Below are 17,378 nucleotides of genomic sequence, written 5' to 3' on the forward strand. Positions count from 1 at the left end.
GGGCGTTGCCATCAGTTGGCGACGATGTTGACCAGCTTGCCCGGTACCACGATGACCTTGCGGATGGTCAGGCCATCGATGAAGCGCAGGACGTTCTCGTTGCTGCGCGCGGCGGCTTCGATTTCTTCGCGGCTGGCGGCGGCCGGCATTTCGACCTGGCCACGCAGCTTGCCGTTGACCTGCACCACCAGGGTGACGGTGTCCTGTACCAGGGCTGCCTCGTCGACGGCTGGCCAGCTGGCGTCGATGACGGCCTGCTGGTGGCCCAGCTGTTGCCACAGCTCGTGGGAGATGTGCGGGGTGATCGGCGCCAGCAGCAGGGTAACGGCCTCGAGGCCTTCCTGCAGCAGGGCACGGTCCTGCTCAGTGGCTTGCGGGGCTTTTTCCAGCACGTTCATCACGGTCATCACCTGGGCGATGGCGGTGTTGAATTTGTGGAACTGGCCCACGTCGGTGCTGGCTTGCTTGATGGCGGTGTGGATAGCGCGGCGGATGACCTTTTGCGCGTCGTCCAGGGCGGCGACATCCAGCTTGCCCGGCAGGCCTTGGGCTACATGAGCCTGGGCCAGGCGCCAGACGCGGCGCAGGAAGCGGCTGGCGCCTTCGACGCCGGAGTCGGACCATTCCAGGCTCATGTCGGGCGGCGAGGCGAACATCATGAACAGGCGGCAGGTATCGGCGCCGTACTGGTCGATCATCGATTGCGGGTCGACGCCGTTGTTCTTCGACTTCGACATCTTCTCGGTGCCACCGATTTCCACCGGCAGGCCGTCGGTCTTCAGGCGAGCGCCAATGATCTTGGCCTTGGCATCACGCTCGACTTCGACATCGGCCGGGTTGAACCAGTCCTTGCCGCCGTTGCTGGCCACACGGTAATAGGTTTCGGCCACCACCATGCCCTGGGTCAGCAGGTTCTTGAACGGCTCGTTCGAGGTGACCAGGCCTTCGTCACGCATCAGCTTGTGGAAGAAGCGCGCGTACAGGAGGTGCAGGATGGCGTGCTCGATACCGCCGATGTACTGGTCGACCGGCAGCCAGTGGTTGGCCGCTTTCGGGTCGACCATGCCACCTTCGTAGTTCGGCGAGGCGTAGCGGGCGAAGTACCAGGACGACTCGACGAAGGTGTCCATGGTGTCGGTTTCGCGCTTGGCCGCGGTGCCGCATTTCGGGCAGCTGCACTCGTAGAATTCAGGCATGCGCGCCAGTGGCGAACCGGCACCGTCCGGCACCACGTTCTCCGGCAGGGTGACCGGCAGCTGGTCTTCCGGCACCGGTACGTCGCCGCAGGATGGGCAGTGGATGATCGGGATCGGGCAGCCCCAGTAGCGCTGGCGGCTGATACCCCAGTCACGCAGGCGGAACTGGGTACGCGATTTGCCCAGCTCCTTGCGGATCAGGGCGGCTTCGATGGCGTCGAAGGCACCGGCGAAGTCCAGGCCGTCGAATTCGCCGGAGTTGATCAGCTGGCCGTGCTCGCCATAGGCGGCCAACCACTCGCTGCCGACTTCGTCGCCAGCGCTGGTGCGCACCACGGCCTTGACCGGCAGGTTGTACTTGTGGGCGAACTCGAAGTCGCGCTCATCGTGGGCCGGCACGGCCATGACGGCGCCATCGCCGTAGTGCATCAGCACGTAGTTGGCGACCCATACCGGCAGCTTCTCGCCGGTCAGCGGGTGCTCGACCAGCAGGGAAGTGGCCATGCCCTTCTTCTCCTGGGTGGCCATGTCGGCTTCGGCAACGCTGCCGCTCTTGCGCTCGTCGATGAACGCCTGCAGCGCCGGGTTGCCCTGGGCGGCCTGGGTGGCCAGCGGGTGTTCGGCGGCGACGGCGACGTAGGTGGCGCCCATCAGCGTATCGGGACGGGTGGTGAACACCTTGAGGGTGCCTTCGTGGCCGATGCTGGCCAGGTCGTACGGGAACTGTACTTCCATGCCGCGCGACTTGCCGATCCAGTTGCGCTGCATGGTCTTGACCTGCTCAGGCCAGCCCGGCAGCTCGTCGAGGCTTTCCAGCAGCTCGTCGGCGTAGTCGGTGATGCGGAAGTAGTACATCGGGATTTCGCGCTTCTCGATCAGCGCGCCCGAACGCCAGCCACGGCCGTCGATGACCTGCTCGTTGGCCAGTACGGTCTGGTCCGCCGGGTCCCAGTTCACGGTACCGTTCTTGCGGTAGATGATGCCTTTTTCGAACAGGCGGGTGAACAGCCACTGCTCCCAGCGGTAGTAGTCGGGCTTGCAGGTGGTGACTTCACGTGCCCAGTCGATGGCCAGGCCCAGGCTCTTGAGCTGGGTCTTCATGTAGTCGATGTTTTCGTACGTCCACTTGGCCGGGGCGACGTTGTTCTTCATCGCCGCGTTTTCCGCGGGCATACCGAATGCGTCCCAGCCCATCGGCTGCAGGACGTTTTTGCCCAGCATGCGCTGGTAGCGGGCAATCACGTCACCGATGGTGTAGTTGCGCACGTGGCCCATGTGTAGCTTGCCGCTCGGGTACGGGAACATCGACAGGCAGTAGTAGGTGTCCTTGCCTGGCTGTTCGGTAACAGCGAACGATTGTTGCTCGTCCCAGAACTTCTGGGCGGCGGCTTCGATATCACGGGGCGTGTATTGTTCGTGCATGGCTACTTTTTGCTGAGAGGGAAGAGACCTTGTTCCAGGCAGCGGAACCTCGCTGCGTCCGGCACTCCGGTGTCGTTTAGAGTGAACGCCGTAGCATACAGCAGCGCCGCGCATCGTGGGAAACCTTCGTTGCGAATGCCCGCTGGTCGCGGCACACGGCTGCTTTTTTCAACGACGCTAAGCTCAGGTGTGGGGGGAGATATTCTTATCTTCAATGAGGTGAACGGATGGGAGAGACGCAGCTACCCGCAATCAGACCGGAGCTATACGAACGCCTGATCGACCGGCTTGGCCTGGCGCTGGAAGTGGCCAGGACCTCGGTGCGATTGCGCGACGAAATGCCAGCCGAGCTGGAGTTGCGTGGCCTGAGCCACGCAGAGTTCGAACTGATCAAGGCCTACCTGGATTCCCTCCCGGAGCGCCACAATGCCTGTGTCGGCAGTTACCCACAAGCGGAGCCGACATCGGCCAAGATCATCTGGCTCAAGGACAAGAAACGCCCCGCCAGCACGGCGAGATCCAGGACGCTGCCGCATCGCTAGCCGTTCAGGACGCCAGGCGCAGGCAATCGCGCGCCGGTTCTTAAATTTTGCACAGCTCACGATTGGCGCCGGCCACACCCTTGTTGACCGGCGTCGATCCTTCTAGGCTGCACGCCTGCCAAGGAGGTGTGGCCAATGCCGATCCGATTCTTCGTCAAACAATGGCTGATGCCGCCAGGCGTCCTGTTCCTGCTGCTGCTTGTGGCGTGGTGGCTGCGCCGCCGTCGGCCCCGGCTGGCAGCGCTGTGCTTTGCCCTGGGCCTTGGTGGCCTGTGGCTGATGAGCCTGCCGCTGGTGGTGCAGGAAACCGCTCGTGTGCTCGAGACAGAAGCGCCACTGGCGGTAAGCGATTGGACAGGCCTGGCAAGCCGGGCAGATGCCATCGTGGTGCTGGGCGCGGGGCGTGAGCGGGGTGACCCGGCCTGGGGTGGTGGCGACCAGCCCACAGCCACGGCGCTGGAGCGCATGCGCTTTGCCGCACGGCTGGCCAAGGCTTCGGGCTTGCCGGTGTTGACCAGTGGCGGGTTGCACTATGGCTCGCCGCCGAGCGAGGCGCAGTTGATGGCTGATCGCCTGCGTGAAGATTTCGGTGTCGAGGTGAAATGGCGAGAGGAGGGCAGCCGCACGACCTGGGAAAATGCCCGGCTGACGGCCAAGGTGCTGCAGCCGTTGGGGATTCGCCGGGTGGTCGTGGTGACCCAGGCCTGGCACATGCAGCGCTCGCGCTGGAGCTTCGAGCAGGCGGGGTTCGAGGTGGTGCCGGCGCCAGTCGGGTTCCTCGGGCGCGATCATGCGCGGCCGTTCGGCGGGTTGCTGCCGGAGAGTCGGGCGATGTGGCAGAGCGGGCAGTTGCTCAATGAAGTGGCCGGGTTGGTGGGGTATCGGCTGTTCTACTGAGCCTTGTACTGCCTGTACCGGCCTCTTAGCGGGCACGCCCGCTCCCACAGGTTCATCACAGCCCTTGTGGGAGCGGGCGTGCCCGCGAAGAGGCCGGTACAGGCGACATCATCAGACAGTCTTGGCTATTCGCCCAGCCAGCAACGCCCAACCCAGCAGCAATGCACAGACTATCGCCAGCGGCCACGACCGCCATTGCAGGTACGGCGTCAGCTTCTGCATCGGCACCACCTCGCCATACAGCACCGCCTGCTGGAACTGCGGTACCTGCGTGGTAATGCGGCCAAACGGGTCGATCAGCGCGGTCACGCCATTGTTGGTGGCGCGGATCATCCAGCGCCCGGCTTCCAGCGCGCGCATCTGTGCCATCTGCAGGTGCTGCAGCGGGCCGATCGAGGTACCGAACCAGGTGTCGTTGCTGATGGTCAGCAGCAGGTCGCTGCGGGCCGCCAGGCCTGCGGCGAATTCGGGGTAGACCACTTCGTAGCAGATGTAAGGCGCAATCTGGTAGCCCTTGGCCTGCAGCAGCGGCTGGTCTTCCGGCCCGCGGGCGAAGTCCGACATGGGCAGGTTGAAGAACTCGATCAGGCCACGCAGCATGTCCTGCAGCGGCACATACTCGCCAAAAGGCACCAGCTTCTGCTTGAGGTAGGTGCCATCGCCTTCACCAGTGACAGTGATGCCGTTGTAGTAGCGGCGCTGGTGATGCACCACTTCACGCACCGGCACGCCGGTAATCAGCGCCGAATGCCGCTCGGCGGCAAACCGGCCCATCACGTCGATATAGCCTTGGGCCTGGTCCTTGAGCACCGGCACCGCGGTTTCCGGCCACACCAGCAGGTCTACCGGCCTGGAGCTGAAGCTCAGGTCACGGTACAGCGCCAGTTGCGCATCGATGTGCGCCGGGTCCCATTTCAGGTCCTGCTCGACGTTGCCCTGGATGGCCGCCACTTTCAGTGGGTCGCCCGCCGGCTTGGTCCAGGCATGGCCCTTGAGCGCCAGGCCAAGCACCCACGGGGCCAGCAACAGCAGGCAGCCCACCGCGAGGAACGAGGGGCGGGCGCGCAGGCGGTGCACATTGCACAACAGGGCAGCGGTCAGGGCCAGTGCGAAGGAAATCAGCCACACGCCACCCAGCGGTGCCAGGCCGGCCAGCGGGCCGTCCAGCTGGCTGTAGCCGGCGTAGAGCCAGGGGAAGCCGGTCAGGAACCAGCCGCGGAAGGCCTCTTGCAGCAGCCACAGGGCGGCAAAGCACAAGGCGTCGGCCAGTGGTGCTTCGGTGCGGCGCAGCCAGCGTGCCCACAGCCAGGTGGGCAGGGCGAAGAACCAGGCCAGGGCGGCGAAGAACGCCAGCAGCAGCAGGATCGCCAGCAGCGGCGAGGCGCCGCCGTAGGTGTTCATGCTGACGTAGATCCACCAGGTACCGGCACCGTACAGGCCGAAGCCGAACCACCAGCCGCGCCACATGGCCTGGCGCGGGCTGAGCTCGCGCAGGCCGAGGTAGAGCAGGGCGATGGACAACACGGCCAAGGGCCAGATGTCGAAAGGCGCCAGGGCCAGGAGGGTGGAGGCACCGGCCGCCAGGGCCAGCAGGTTACCGGGCCAGCCGGGGCGGGTGATCCAACGCATGTTTGTCCTTAACGGGTGATCGGTGTCAGGCGCAGCAAGTGTATCCGCCGGCTGTCGGCATTGAGAATACGGAACTTGTAAGGGCCGATCTCGGTGGTTTCGTTGCGCTTGGGCAGGTGACCGAAGGCGCTCATTACCAGGCCGCCGACGGTGTCGAACTCGTCATCGGAGAATTCGCTGTCGAAGAACTCGTTGAAGTTTTCGATCGGGGTAAGCGCCTTGACCAGGAAGTCGCCGCTGGGCAGCGGTTTGATGTAGCTGTCTTCCTCGACGTCGTGCTCGTCCTCGATGTCGCCGACGATCTGCTCCAGCACGTCCTCGATGGTGACCAGGCCGGCCACGCCGCCGTACTCGTCGATGACGATGGCCATGTGGTTATGGTTGGCGCGGAACTCGCGCAGTAGCACGTTCAGGCGCTTGGACTCGGGCACGAAAGTGGCCGGGCGCAGCAGGTCCTTGATGTTGAAGCTGTCGCCATTCTCCTTGAGGATCAGCGGCAGTAGGTCCTTGGCGAGCAGGATCCCGAGCACATCGTCGTGGCTTTCGCCGATCACCGGGTAGCGCGAGTGCGCGGCGTCGATCACCGCCGGCAGGAACTCGCGGGGCGACTGGCTGGCCTTGATGCTGATCATCTGGGAACGCGGCACCATGATGTCGCGAACCTGCAGGTCGGCCACCTGGATGGCGCCTTCGACGATGGTCAGCGCTTCGCTGTCCAGCAGTTTGTTCTGATGGGCTTCGCGCAGCAGTTCAAGGAGTTGCTGGCGGTTTTTCGGCTCATGGGCAAAAGCCTGGGTCAGTTTACCCAGCCAGGACTTCTGCCCGTTGCTCGATCGATCTTCGCTCATGGCGGTTCTCGTGATCCTTCGTGTTTCAGTGTGTGATGGTGTCGGTTTCATCGTCGGCGTACGGGTCGGGATGACCCAGTTCTGCCAGCAATTCCCGTTCCAGGCCTTCCATTTCCTCGGCTTCCTCATCTTCGATGTGGTCGTAGCCGAGCAGGTGCAGGCAACCGTGTATGACCAGATGTGCCCAGTGCGCTTCCAGCGACTTGCCTTGATCGGCGGCTTCGCGCTCGACCACTGGCACGCAGATCACCAGGTCGCCCAGCAACGGGATATCGAGCAGGTCGTCGGGGACGTCGGCCGGGAACGACAGCACATTGGTCGCGTAGTCCTTGTGCCGGTAGGTGTGGTTCAGCTCGCGGCCTTCGGCTTCGTCGACCAGGCGAATGGTCATTTCCGAATCGGCGCTGCGCTGGCGCAGGGCCAGTTCGCACCAGCGGCGAAAGGCGGTGTCATCCGGGGCGGCAGCATCCGTGGCCCGTTGAATATCGAGTTCAAGCATCTTTGCCGGGCGCCTCGGGCTTGGCCTGGCGGGCATCGAAGCGGTCGTAGGCCTCGACAATGCGCTGCACCAGTGGGTGACGAACCACATCTTTGGGTTGGAAGTGGGTGAAACTGATCCCCGGAACGTCCCTCAGCACCTCGATGACGTGCGCCAGGCCTGACTTGGTGCCACGGGGCAGGTCGACCTGGGTGATGTCACCGGTGATGACCGCGGTGGAGCCGAAGCCGATACGGGTGAGGAACATCTTCATCTGTTCCAGCGTGGTGTTCTGGCTCTCGTCGAGGATGATGAAGCTGTTGTTCAGGGTGCGGCCACGCATGTAGGCCAGCGGGGCGATCTCGATCACCTGGCGCTCGATCAGCTTGGCCACGTGTTCGAAGCCGAGCATTTCGTACAGGGCGTCGTACAGCGGGCGCAGGTACGGGTCGATCTTCTGGGCCAGGTCGCCGGGCAGGAAGCCGAGCTTTTCGCCCGCCTCTACCGCAGGTCGCACCAGCAGGATCCGGCGCACCTGTTCGCGTTCCAGCGCGTCCACGGCGCAGGCCACGGCCAGGTAGGTCTTGCCGGTACCGGCCGGGCCGATGCCGAAGTTGATGTCGTTGGCCAGGATTTCCTTGACGTAGCGTTGCTGGTTGACCCCGCGCGGGCGGATGTTGCCCTTGCGCGTGCGCAGCGACACGCTGACCTCGTTGACGGCCGGGTTGTCGATGTTCTCGACGGTCGATTCCTGCAGGTACAGGTGCACGGTTTCCGGTGACAGGTCGCTGGCCTTTGTCTCGCGGTAGAGACGGCGCAGCAGTTGTTCGGCAGCGGAGGTGGTCTTGGGTTCGCCGATCAGTTCGAACTGATTGCCGCGGTTGCGGATCTCGATGGCCAGGCGCTGTTCGATCAGGCGCAGGTGCTCGTCGAACTGGCCGCACAAGTTGGCGAAACGGTGGGCCTCGAAAGGTTCGAGGATGAAGCGATGGGGTTGTATGGGTGCGTTCAAGGTCGTTTTTAGCCGCTCGACGGCAATGAATGTGAACTCAAGAATAACCCTTGAATGGCAGTGGCGAAAGCACTGAAACGTTCAACGGTATGTATGGCCTGTTCCGGCCCTATCGCCGGCAAGCCGGGCTCCCACAGATACTGCACAGGCCTGAAGCTTGCGCAGTACCTGTGGGCGCTGGCTTGCCGGCGATGAGGCCGGGACAGGCAACACAGTTCAGCAAACCTGTCTGTTATGATGCCCGCCTTTTCTTACGCATGTGTTATCCCGACGAACATGAGCAAACGTGAACCTGCCATCTATAAAGTGATCTTCCTCAACCAGGGGCAGGTCTTCGAGATGTATGCCAAGCAGATCTACCAGAGCGACCTGTGGGGTTTCCTGGAAATCGAGGAGTTCGTGTTCGGCGAGCGTTCGCAGCTGGTAGTTGACCCTGGCGAGGAAAAGCTCAAGAGCCAGTTCGAGGGGGTGATCCGCAGCTTCGTGCCGATGCACTCGATCGTGCGCATAGACGAGGTGGAGCGCCTGGGCACGGCGAAGATCAGCGAAGCCAAGGGCGGCGGCAACGTGATGCCGTTCCCCATGCCGATGCCGGAAAAGTAACCCTCAGGGGAGTGGCGAGAACGGCGTGCGCCCTTCGGCGTTCTGCAGTTCCAGCAGGTATTTGCGGAAGATCTGGCCGAGCACCTGGGTGGCATGCTCCAGCTCGTCGCGGGGCATTTGCTCGGTCACTTCGTCGGCCATGTCCAGCGCATCCTCGGCGCCGTTGACCGCGGCCATCTTCAGCAGTATGTAGGCCTGCACATTGTTGGCCTTGACCCCTTCGCCACGGAAGAACATGGCGCCCAGGCGGTACTGGGCCTCGGCATGGCCTTGCAGCGAGGCCTTTTCGAACCAGTTCAGGGCTTTGCCCAGGTTTTTCGGCGTTTGCGTGTAGTAGTACTCGCCCAGTTCGAATTGCGCCTGGGCATCCCCCGCCGTTGCCGTCTGCTCACAAGCCTTGAGGGCGTTTGCCAGGTCTTCAGGCTGGACATTCAAGGTGCAGCGGCCCGTCGCCGGAATGAGCAACGAGTTACCGCCCTCCGCCAGAGCCAGCAGGGGCTGAAGAAGCAACAGGCAGCCCAGGGTCAGGGCGCGGCCGGTGCGGTTCATGGGGATCGACTTACCTCTGCAAAGCTGCGGCCAATGTCTCTGGTGGCACATTATGGGATAAGCAGCGCCAACCTTACAAAGTTTTACTCGAATTTCTGCTTGGTTGGGGAAGTCAGCTGATTGTGCATGGGTATTTGTTGCCTGTACCGGCCTCTTCGCGGGTAAACCCGCTCCCACAGAGACCGCACCGCTTTCACGGGTGCGCAGTCCCTGTAGGAGCGGGTTTACCCGCGAAAGGGCCGGTACAGACACTGCATTACTTCAGGGCTGCAAAAGCCTTTTCAGCCGCATCCAGGGTGATCTGCAGCTCCTTGTCGCCATGGGCGATGGAGGTAAAGCCGGCCTCGAACGCGCTCGGCGCCAGGTACACGCCACCATCGAGCATCAGGTGGAAGAAGCGCTTGAAGCGCTCGGCATCGCTGGCCATCACGTCTTCGAAGGTGACGATGTCGTCGGCACCGCTGAAGTACAGGCCGAACATGGCACCGGCCTGGGTGGTGACGAACGGCACGCCAGCGGCATCGGCGCGCTGTTGCAGGCCGTCGAGCATGCGGCTGGTGTAGTCGGTCAGCTCGGCGTGGAAGCCCGGGCGGCTGATCAGCTTCAGGGTGGTCAGGCCGGCGGCCATGGCCAGCGGGTTACCCGACAGGGTACCGGCCTGGTAGACCGGGCCGAGCGGGGCGATGCAGCCCATGATTTCACGCTTGCCGCCGAAGCAGCCGACCGGCATGCCGCCGCCGACGATCTTGCCGAAGGTCGACAGGTCCGGCTTGATGCCGTAGTGGCCCTGGGCGCCGCCGAGCGAAACGCGGAAACCGGTCATCACTTCGTCGAAGATCAACACCACGCCGTGCTTGTCGCACTGCTCGCGCAGGCCTTCGAGGAAGCCTGGCGCCGGCGGTACGCAGTTCATGTTGCCGGCGACCGGCTCGACGATGATGCAGGCTACGGTCTGGCCGACTTCGGCCAGGGTCTTCTCGACGGCGGCGATGTCGTTGAACGGCAGGGTCAGGGTGTGCTTGGCGAAGTCCGCCGGCACGCCCGCCGAGCTCGGCACACCCTGGGTCAGCAGGCCGGAGCCTGCTTTTACCAGCAGGCTGTCGGAGTGGCCGTGGTAGCAGCCTTCGAACTTGATGATGGCGTCACGGCCGGTGTAGCCACGGGCCAGGCGGATGGCGCTCATGGTGGCTTCGGTGCCCGAGCTGACCATGCGCACCATCTCCATGGATGGCACCAGCGAGCAGACCAGGTCGGCCATCTCGGTTTCCATGGCGGTCGGGGCGCCATAGGACAGGCCGTGCTCCAGCTGCCTGCGTACCGAGTCCAGTACCTCCGGGTGGCCGTGGCCGAGGATCATCGGGCCCCAGGAGCCGACGTAGTCAACGTAGCGCTTGTCATCCTCGTCAACGACGTAGGCGCCTTCGGCATGCTTGAAGAACAGCGGCGTGCCGCCAACGCTCTTGAAAGCGCGGACCGGCGAGTTGACGCCACCGGGGATGTGCTTCTGGGCTTGGGCGAACAGGGCTTCGGAACGGGACATGGGGGTTCTCTCGAATCAGGATGCGAACAAGGCGTTGAAGGCGCGGGCGCGGCGGGTGACTTCCTGAGCGCTGTCGGCACCGAACAGGCCGTGGATCACCGCCAGCAGGTCGGCGCCATGGGCGACCAGCGGGGCGGCGTTGTCGAGGGTAATGCCGCCGATCACCGCGATCGGCAGTTTCACCTGGGCGCGGGCCTGCTCCAGCAATTCGATGTTGGCAGCGGGTGCACCCGGCTTGGTGACAGAATTGAAGAAGCGGCCAAAGGCCACGTAGCTGGCGCCTTCGCTGGCAGCCTGCGCGGCCAGCTCGAGGCTGGCGTGGCAGGTGGAGCCGATGATTGCCTGGCGTCCGAGCAATGCGCGGGCCGGGGTCAGCGGGCCGTCGGTCTGGCCCAGGTGCACGCCGACGCCCAGGCGCGCGGCCAGTTCGGCGTCGTCGTTGATGATCAGCTGAGTGCCGTAGCGCTCGCAGAGCTGCATCAGCCCTTCAGCTTCGCGCAGGCGGCGTGCCGCGTCGTCACTTTTGTCGCGGTACTGCAGCAGGCATACGCCGCCTTCGAGTGCCGCCTCGACATGGGACAGGAAACGGCCAGCGAGCAGCTGGCTGTCGGTGATGGCGTACAGACCGCGTAGCTTCATTGGAGGCCTCGTGTCAGGAGCAGAAATCCAGCGGCAGGCGGCGCGGCACGAACTGGCCCTTGCCCAGCTGTTCGGCGTCACGCAGGGTGCGCCAGGTGTAGTCCAGGGCGCTGCGGACGGCGCTTTCCAGCTGCTCGCCAAGGGCCAGGCGGCCGGCCAGGGCACTGGCCAGGGTGCAGCCCGAGCCGTGGTAGCTGCCCGGCAGGCGCTGGCAGGTCCAGGTGTGGTGCTGGCCGTCGCGGCTGTACAGGCGGTTGTGAATTTCGTCTTCGTCGCCGTGACCGCCGGTAATCAGCAGGTGTCTACAGAACGGCAACAGTTTCTCGGCACACTCGTCGGCGGTGCCTTCGGGCAGTTCGGCAAGGATGCGGGCTTCGGGCAGGTTCGGCGTGGCGATGGTCGCCAGCGGCAGCAGGCGTTCGCGCAGGGCGTAGCCCACTTCGTCCTTGCCCAGGCGACCACCACCACCGGCACGCAGCACCGGGTCGCAGACCAGCGGCAGGTGCGGGTGTGCCGCCAGCAGTTCGGCGACGGTGTCGACCATTTCGATCGAACCGAGCATGCCGAGCTTGACGGCGGCCACCGTGGAGTCGGCCAGCACGGCGTTGGCTTGGGCCAGCACCCACTCGCGGTCGAGCACGCGGAAGTCGGAAACGTTGACGGTATCCTGCACGGTCAGGGCGGTCACTGCGGGTGCGGCGTGACAGCCTTGGGCGATCAGGGCTTCGATATCTGCCTGCAGGCCGGCGCCGCCACTGGGGTCGTGGCCGGAGAGACAGAGGACAACGGGGCGGGAGCTGTAGGTATTCATGGTCGGCGAGCTTACCACCAATCCTGTTTGGGCGGATCGTCCTACAAACGAGTTTTGTTGATCATAAGGTCAGATTTTTGCCGGTTTAATTTCTGAAGGTATTGATTTAGAGCCTTTTCTTTGTGATTGGATATGGTCGATTGCCAGGTTGCGAAGCTATGCTAGAGTGCTCGGATAACTCTACAAACGGGTTCTGCCGGATCGTGTCGTCTCAAACGGATGGGAGGCAACCGCGACTCGACCGGACAGGCCATGCTGGGGCTGTATGCGCTATTTGCTGATTGTGCTTCTGGGCTTGCTGCCCGTGCTGGCCGGGGCAGTCGATTTCGACGACGCTACGCAGCATCTTCCGCTGGGCAAGGCCATGCAGGTTTATGAAGACCTCGATGGCAGCGCCAGCATCGCCCAGGTCAGTGCCCCTGGGTTCGCCAAGCATTTTCGCCCCCACCATGAAGACGTGCTGAACGCCGGTTACTCCACCTCGGTGTTCTGGCTCAAGGTCGAACTGCGCCCTGTCGCCGCGCCCGGCGCCGCCCCACGGCAATGGCTGCTGGAACTGGCCTATCCGCCGCTGGACCACCTCGAGCTGTACCTGCCCGACAGCAGTGGCAGTTACCGCCTGGCCCGGCGCACCGGCGACGCCTTGCCCTACCAAAGCCGGCAGATCCTGCAGAACAACTACCTGTTCGAACTGCTGCTGCCGCCTGGCCAGGTGACCACCGCCTACCTGCGCCTGCACAGCCAGGGCTCGGTGCAGGCGCCGCTGGCGCTGTGGTCCGCCCAGGCCTACATGGAGGAGCAGCCCACGCGCCTGTATGTGCTGGGGATGATCTACGGCGTGTTGCTGGTGATGCTGGTGTACAACCTGTTCATCTACCTCAGCGTGCGCGACGTCAGCTACCTCTATTACATCCTCTATATCGCCTCGTTCGGCTTTTACCAGGTGTCGGTGAATGGCGCCGGTGTGGCCTACTTCTGGCCGGACAGCCCGTGGTGGGCGAATGCTTCGACGCCGTTGTTCATCGGTGCCGCTGGCCTGTTCGGCTGCCAGTTCGCCCGGCATTTCCTGCAACTGGGCAGCATCAGCCGTGGTTTCGACCGGCTGCTGCAGCTGCTGATGCTGGGTGGCGCGCTGGTGATGATGCTGGCGGTGAGCATGCCCTACGGCGTCGCCCTGCGCATGGCCACGGTGCTGGCGTTGCTGTTTACCGTGAGCATCTTCGCTGCAGGGCTGTACGCCTGGTGGCGTGGCTTGCGCGTGGCACGCTGGTTCATCATCGCCTGGACGGCGTTCCTGCTCGGAGGCTTGGTCAACACCCTGATGGTGCTGGGCTACCTGCCGAACGTGTTCATCACCATGTATGCCAGCCAGCTGGGGTCGGCGCTGGAGGTGGCCTTGCTGTCGCTGGCGCTGGCCGACCGCATCAACAGCCTGCGCGAGCAGCAGGCGCAGACCTTGCGAGACACCGGGCGCACGCTGGAGCAACTGAACCTGCAACTGGCCAGAAGCAACCGGCTGAAAGACGAATTCCTGGCCAGCGTGACCCATGAACTGCGCACGCCGATGAATGGTGTGATCGGCTCGCTGGAGCTGATGCATACCCTGCCGATGGAGGCCGAGATGGCCCAGTACCACCGCACGGCGGTGGGCTCGGCCCAGGGCATGATGGACATGGTCGATGCCATTCTTACCCTCTCCGAACTACAGGCCGGCCGCCTGCGCGCGCAGACGGCGCCATTCAGCCTGCGTGACCTGCTGCAGGGCGTACGTGCCGGTTATGCTGGGCAGGCTTTGGGCAAAGGCTTGTACCTGAGCCTGGACATCCCGGCCGATGTGCCGGACGGGTTGCAGGGTGATGCTCAGAAGCTGGCCCGCTGCCTGGGGTGCCTGGTGGACAACGGTTTGAAGTTCACCCACCAGGGCGGGGTGATGATCCAGGTGCGCGGGCGCCGGGTGGGGCCTGACGACTTGGCGCTGACCTTCATGGTCAGCGACAGCGGTATCGGCTTCGATGATCTCGATCAGGCGACCCTGTACCAGCGCTTCTTCCAGGTCGATGGCTCGATGACCCGGCGTTATGGCGGGCTGGGGATTGGTCTGTCGATCTGCCGGCAGATGGGGGAATTGCTGGGGGCACGGTTGTCGCATGAGTCGACGCGGGGGTTGGGGAGCCGGTTCGAGTTGAGTTTGAACATGGCTATTGCGCAGGTGCAGATGGCATCGAATGCTCTGCAGACGCGACGGTCGCTTTAGGCGTTTTCGTTTTCGCAGGCTTTGTTGGGGCTGCTTTGCAGCCCTTCGCGGGCGCGCCCGCTCCCACAGGTTTGGCGCTGAATTCAGGCAATGCGCGATCGCTGTGGGAGCGGGCATGCCCGCGAAGGGCCGCAAGCGGCCCCCAGGACATGCCCTGACCGCGCCTGCACTCCTACAACAACGCCAGACTCTTCCTACGCTTCAGCACTGGCAACTCCATCCCCTGCGAAATACCCTACAACCGCTGTCGACACGCGTCTGATTGTTCCTGCAAATCCCGCGCTCTAGGCTTTTCCAGTCGCTGACGGTTCAGCGATCGGGTGTGGAAACCTGGCAAGACCTATGGTGCGTGTCGTTACGACAGCTGTACGCGGGAGGCCTTTGGGCCTACCGGGTTCGCACCATGCCTGGTTTTCCACCCCGTGTGCAGCTGTCACCCCTATGTGTGGAAACAGACGGGTGGCACATATCTCCATGGTGCCGAACTCATGAACGACGAAACCAAAACCACCCCTGGCGTTACCTACTTCTACCAAGGCGAAGGCCAAACCCATCCACTGTTCCGCATTGCCGAGGGCATCCCCTGTCGCAGCGCCCGCGAGCAGGCCTCGGAACTGATGGGCTATGCGCGGGACTTGTCGCTTACCGGTTTGATGGATGGCGACCAGCAAATGATGTGGGCTTCGCACTACTTCGCAGCCATGGCCAAGGCGCTGCTGGATGATGCCGAGCTGGGCTTGATGCGCTGATTCTTGTACTGGCTGTACCGGCCCTTTCGCGGGTGAACCCGCTCCCACAGGAGTTGTGCATAGACTGAAAGATGCGCTATCTCCGTGGAAGCGGGTCCCCCGCGGTGAGTCCTCAGGCAAGACCAGGCATCGCGGGTTACTGCATTAATGGTGCGTAAGCCGACAAAAAGCCTAAAAGAGCGGCGATGGGCATTCAGCAGATACGGGAGCTCTCATTTAATCAGTTTCATTAGGAAATATGTCGCTACCCAGGCAATACCAATGGTGTTTAGCGAGGATGCAATAAGTATTTTTCTTCTTAAATGCCTAGGGAATTGTAAGTGGTCTTGCTCATCCAATAGTCCGCTCCGAATGCTTGAGGCGGGGGATCCAATGGCACCCGCGATTACAGAAATAACTAGAACTCTGGAACCTATTCTTTTCTCTCCCCACATGCCGGTCGCAAATGGGAGGCACGCGCTCCGTTGGAGTGCTGAGGTCATTTCTTTATACTGGCGAGAGCATGCAATGTGAAGATCAGATGCAAGCCCGATTAAGGCGAGACAGATAGGAGTGGCTAACAGGAATAGCCTTAGTTTGACGTCAAGATGATCAATCATCTCCAAAGACCTCGAAGACTAATTCGCCGAACTCCTCACCCGCTTCCATACCGCCGATGCTGCCGGCCAAAGCGCCTCCGCCAGTGATGACTATTCCGCATGCCACGGCGTAGGGCCCAACTCTCCAGCAAACCTTTGCAGAGATTTTGCCCGCAAATTTTCCTGCCAACCAGCCACCAGCTAAGCCACCGGAGAAATTGCCGGCCTCAGTAACGCTTACTTTTTTACAAGCATTTGTATTGCCCTCTTTGCACACCTCTGAAATTTTCAGAGCAGATCCGCCTCCACCAATAGCAATGCCAATACGTCCTCCGTTTTTTAAATATTTTGCCATCTTGGCCAGCTTGTCCAAATGTGTCGAGTAACCAGGGATGTGTGTCGCTCCCCCCCGCTTTACTCCAGTGGTGCACCAAGCTTCTTGACGATATTCCTAAGTCCCGGCGCAAGCTTTCATAGTTCCCTAGATTGAGGCGCTTGTTCAGGAGAGTCGCTTTCAGGTTTGTACTTAATTGCTTGAACAGTTTTTGACGTTCCGCAAAGAACTCCGGGTGTCTAAGATGTCCATGCTTAATGAATTGATCTTTATGCAAGTCTTCAATTTTTCGCAGTATGTCGCTGAGCTCATCCAGCGACTTGCCAATCATCGCCTCGCTCACACCCATCGTCAGACTCACATCGCTGAGCAGCCCGGCGATCTCGGCCTGATGGCGCATCATGAATTCGGCTTCCTCCGGCGTCAGTTCTGCCAACGCTTCCCGCGCCTGTTTCGCCGCACTCATTGCAGTCAGTTCTTCACGCGTGCACATCGGCCGCCGCAAACCGTCACCAATGACAAAGATCTCACCTGCCTTGAACCCACGTTCATACGTCGGGTTCAGTCTCTCCAGAATCGAACTCGGCAAATTGGCCTGCGGCGCGCCGAGCTCTGCCAAGACTTCCTGGTACGTCATGCAACGCGGAACGATGTAGAAGCCAGGTTCCATGCCTTGCGCAGCGGTCGAGGGCTGGAATGCCCCAAGTTGATAGCTGTTTCTTACCTGATTACTCGCTTGAGCCTGTGGCGGTGCCTCATGAACGGCCTCAGGTACAGGCGCCCTGCGCGGCGCTGGAGCTGAATGCCCACGCGCAATCAGGCGATTGCTGCCCAATGGGCACCCGCATTGCACCAGCGCTCCATCCAAAGCTGTAGGTATGCCGTCCTGCTGCCAGCGGGACTCGCCTTCGATAAGGGTGCCTTCTTGGCCGCAGAGAGGGCAGGGGGTGGTCTTGTCGCCTTTGAGCAGCCAGTCGCTGCCGTGTACACGGCCCCTGGCCTGGCCGGCAATGCAGATGGCGCCAGTGGTGGTTTCGTCCCCGTCCAGGCCCTGGCCTCGGCCGAAGATGTTCATGCGCATGCTCATGGCTCGCCTCTTTTTAAAGTGGGAGCCAGGAACCTAGCAGCCTGTAGGCGGGTATTTTCAGGTAGGGCAGGTTTTAGGAAGGGTCCTACAATGGATAGGGATTTGGACTACAGCGCTTTTTGATGACGGTGCGGGAATCGGGTTAGGGCTGACATGCGCCCCCCACCACATGTTTAGTCATTAATGTCACTTTGACTGACCCGCGGGGAG

15 protein-coding genes are annotated in these 17,378 nt (G+C 62.6%); 5 read left to right on the top strand and 10 right to left on the bottom strand.

Features of this window, described 5'->3' with window-relative positions; genetic code table 11:
• Nucleotides 1-11: 11 nt before the first annotated feature.
• Nucleotides 12-2,618, bottom strand: a complete 2,607-nt coding sequence (leuS, locus tag WM94_RS05425) for a leucine--tRNA ligase (protein WP_061550646.1) — start codon at nt 2,616-2,618, stop codon at nt 12-14.
• Between the two features lie 227 nt (nt 2,619-2,845).
• Between leuS and WM94_RS05430 the strand changes: the two genes are divergently transcribed.
• Nucleotides 2,846-3,160, top strand: coding sequence for a hypothetical protein (locus WM94_RS05430; RefSeq protein ID WP_003257582.1), 315 nt, complete (start codon nt 2,846-2,848; stop codon nt 3,158-3,160).
• Between the two features lie 135 nt (nt 3,161-3,295).
• On the top strand, nt 3,296-4,057 hold the full coding sequence (locus WM94_RS05435; protein WP_061550647.1) for a YdcF family protein: 762 nt from the start codon (nt 3,296-3,298) through the stop codon (nt 4,055-4,057).
• A gap of 111 nt (nt 4,058-4,168) precedes the next feature.
• Here WM94_RS05435 and lnt read toward each other — a convergent pair whose 3' ends face one another.
• The 4 genes from lnt to WM94_RS05455 are packed head-to-tail and all read right to left on the bottom strand — an operon-like array spanning nt 4,169 to nt 8,024.
• Nucleotides 4,169-5,686 (bottom strand): apolipoprotein N-acyltransferase, encoded by a 1,518-nt coding sequence (gene lnt / locus WM94_RS05440; protein ID WP_013974344.1) that lies wholly within the window; start codon nt 5,684-5,686, stop codon nt 4,169-4,171.
• Between the two features lie 8 nt (nt 5,687-5,694).
• Nucleotides 5,695-6,534 (bottom strand): HlyC/CorC family transporter, encoded by an 840-nt coding sequence (locus tag WM94_RS05445; RefSeq protein ID WP_003257584.1) that lies wholly within the window; start codon nt 6,532-6,534, stop codon nt 5,695-5,697.
• Between the two features lie 25 nt (nt 6,535-6,559).
• On the bottom strand, nt 6,560-7,033 hold the full coding sequence (gene ybeY / locus WM94_RS05450) for an rRNA maturation RNase YbeY (protein ID WP_013974343.1): 474 nt from the start codon (nt 7,031-7,033) through the stop codon (nt 6,560-6,562).
• On the bottom strand, nt 7,026-8,024 hold the full coding sequence (locus tag WM94_RS05455) for a PhoH family protein (protein WP_039613560.1): 999 nt from the start codon (nt 8,022-8,024) through the stop codon (nt 7,026-7,028). Before WM94_RS05455 ends, ybeY begins: the two co-directional genes overlap by 8 nt.
• Nucleotides 8,025-8,300: 276 nt before the next feature.
• Between WM94_RS05455 and WM94_RS05460 the strand changes: the two genes are divergently transcribed.
• Nucleotides 8,301-8,627, top strand: a complete 327-nt coding sequence (locus WM94_RS05460; RefSeq protein ID WP_039613561.1) for a DUF1820 family protein — start codon at nt 8,301-8,303, stop codon at nt 8,625-8,627.
• A gap of 3 nt (nt 8,628-8,630) precedes the next feature.
• Here WM94_RS05460 and WM94_RS05465 read toward each other — a convergent pair whose 3' ends face one another.
• The 4 genes from WM94_RS05465 to WM94_RS05480 form a co-directional block, all read right to left on the bottom strand.
• The gene (locus tag WM94_RS05465) at nt 8,631-9,176 is read right to left on the bottom strand and encodes a tetratricopeptide repeat protein (RefSeq protein WP_003257587.1); all 546 of its coding nucleotides are present in this window, start codon (nt 9,174-9,176) and stop codon (nt 8,631-8,633) included.
• Between the two features lie 256 nt (nt 9,177-9,432).
• Nucleotides 9,433-10,716: a glutamate-1-semialdehyde 2,1-aminomutase gene (hemL, locus tag WM94_RS05470; RefSeq protein ID WP_013974339.1), complete on the bottom strand. Its 1,284-nt coding sequence runs from the start codon at nt 10,714-10,716 to the stop codon at nt 9,433-9,435.
• Nucleotides 10,717-10,731: 15 nt separating this feature from the next.
• A complete protein-coding gene (gene thiE, locus WM94_RS05475; RefSeq protein ID WP_003257589.1) occupies nt 10,732-11,355 on the bottom strand; it encodes a thiamine phosphate synthase in 624 nt (207 codons plus the stop codon).
• Between the two features lie 13 nt (nt 11,356-11,368).
• A complete protein-coding gene (locus WM94_RS05480) occupies nt 11,369-12,166 on the bottom strand; it encodes a hydroxymethylpyrimidine/phosphomethylpyrimidine kinase (RefSeq protein WP_061550648.1) in 798 nt (265 codons plus the stop codon).
• A 265-nt stretch (nt 12,167-12,431) separates the two neighbouring features.
• On the opposite strand from WM94_RS05480, the gene WM94_RS05485 reads away from it, so the two are divergent.
• Both WM94_RS05485 and WM94_RS05490 read left to right on the top strand, forming a co-directional pair.
• Nucleotides 12,432-14,420: a hybrid sensor histidine kinase/response regulator gene (locus WM94_RS05485; protein WP_061550649.1), complete on the top strand. Its 1,989-nt coding sequence runs from the start codon at nt 12,432-12,434 to the stop codon at nt 14,418-14,420.
• Between the two features lie 488 nt (nt 14,421-14,908).
• Nucleotides 14,909-15,169: a DUF3077 domain-containing protein gene (locus WM94_RS05490; protein WP_003257593.1), complete on the top strand. Its 261-nt coding sequence runs from the start codon at nt 14,909-14,911 to the stop codon at nt 15,167-15,169.
• Nucleotides 15,170-15,992: 823 nt separating this feature from the next.
• Here WM94_RS05490 and WM94_RS05495 read toward each other — a convergent pair.
• Nucleotides 15,993-17,168 (bottom strand): PAAR domain-containing protein, encoded by a 1,176-nt coding sequence (locus WM94_RS05495; protein ID WP_310650311.1) that lies wholly within the window; start codon nt 17,166-17,168, stop codon nt 15,993-15,995.
• Between the last annotated feature and the right edge of the window lie 210 nt (nt 17,169-17,378).

It is taken from the genome of Pseudomonas sp. ABFPK (assembly GCF_001586765.1).
Lineage (GTDB): Bacteria > Pseudomonadota > Gammaproteobacteria > Pseudomonadales > Pseudomonadaceae > Aquipseudomonas > Aquipseudomonas asiatica.

What these genes read in the sequence shown, in the direction of transcription:
- hemL (WP_013974339.1), bottom strand. Translation starts at nt 10,716, where the DNA reads ATGTCCCGTTCCGAAGCCCTGTTCGCCCAAGCCCAGAAGCACATCCCC.
- WM94_RS05430 (WP_003257582.1), top strand. Translation starts at nt 2,846, where the DNA reads ATGGGAGAGACGCAGCTACCCGCAATCAGACCGGAGCTATACGAACGC.
- lnt (WP_013974344.1), bottom strand. Translation starts at nt 5,686, where the DNA reads ATGCGTTGGATCACCCGCCCCGGCTGGCCCGGTAACCTGCTGGCCCTG.
- WM94_RS05480 (WP_061550648.1), bottom strand. Translation starts at nt 12,166, where the DNA reads ATGAATACCTACAGCTCCCGCCCCGTTGTCCTCTGTCTCTCCGGCCAC.
- WM94_RS05490 (WP_003257593.1), top strand. Translation starts at nt 14,909, where the DNA reads ATGAACGACGAAACCAAAACCACCCCTGGCGTTACCTACTTCTACCAA.
- WM94_RS05460 (WP_039613561.1), top strand. Translation starts at nt 8,301, where the DNA reads ATGAGCAAACGTGAACCTGCCATCTATAAAGTGATCTTCCTCAACCAG.
- WM94_RS05435 (WP_061550647.1), top strand. Translation starts at nt 3,296, where the DNA reads ATGCCGATCCGATTCTTCGTCAAACAATGGCTGATGCCGCCAGGCGTC.
- leuS (WP_061550646.1), bottom strand. Translation starts at nt 2,618, where the DNA reads ATGCACGAACAATACACGCCCCGTGATATCGAAGCCGCCGCCCAGAAG.
- WM94_RS05485 (WP_061550649.1), top strand. Translation starts at nt 12,432, where the DNA reads ATGCGCTATTTGCTGATTGTGCTTCTGGGCTTGCTGCCCGTGCTGGCC.
- WM94_RS05465 (WP_003257587.1), bottom strand. Translation starts at nt 9,176, where the DNA reads ATGAACCGCACCGGCCGCGCCCTGACCCTGGGCTGCCTGTTGCTTCTT.
- WM94_RS05495 (WP_310650311.1), bottom strand. Translation starts at nt 17,168, where the DNA reads ATGAGCATGCGCATGAACATCTTCGGCCGAGGCCAGGGCCTGGACGGG.
- ybeY (WP_013974343.1), bottom strand. Translation starts at nt 7,033, where the DNA reads ATGCTTGAACTCGATATTCAACGGGCCACGGATGCTGCCGCCCCGGAT.
- thiE (WP_003257589.1), bottom strand. Translation starts at nt 11,355, where the DNA reads ATGAAGCTACGCGGTCTGTACGCCATCACCGACAGCCAGCTGCTCGCT.
- WM94_RS05445 (WP_003257584.1), bottom strand. Translation starts at nt 6,534, where the DNA reads ATGAGCGAAGATCGATCGAGCAACGGGCAGAAGTCCTGGCTGGGTAAA.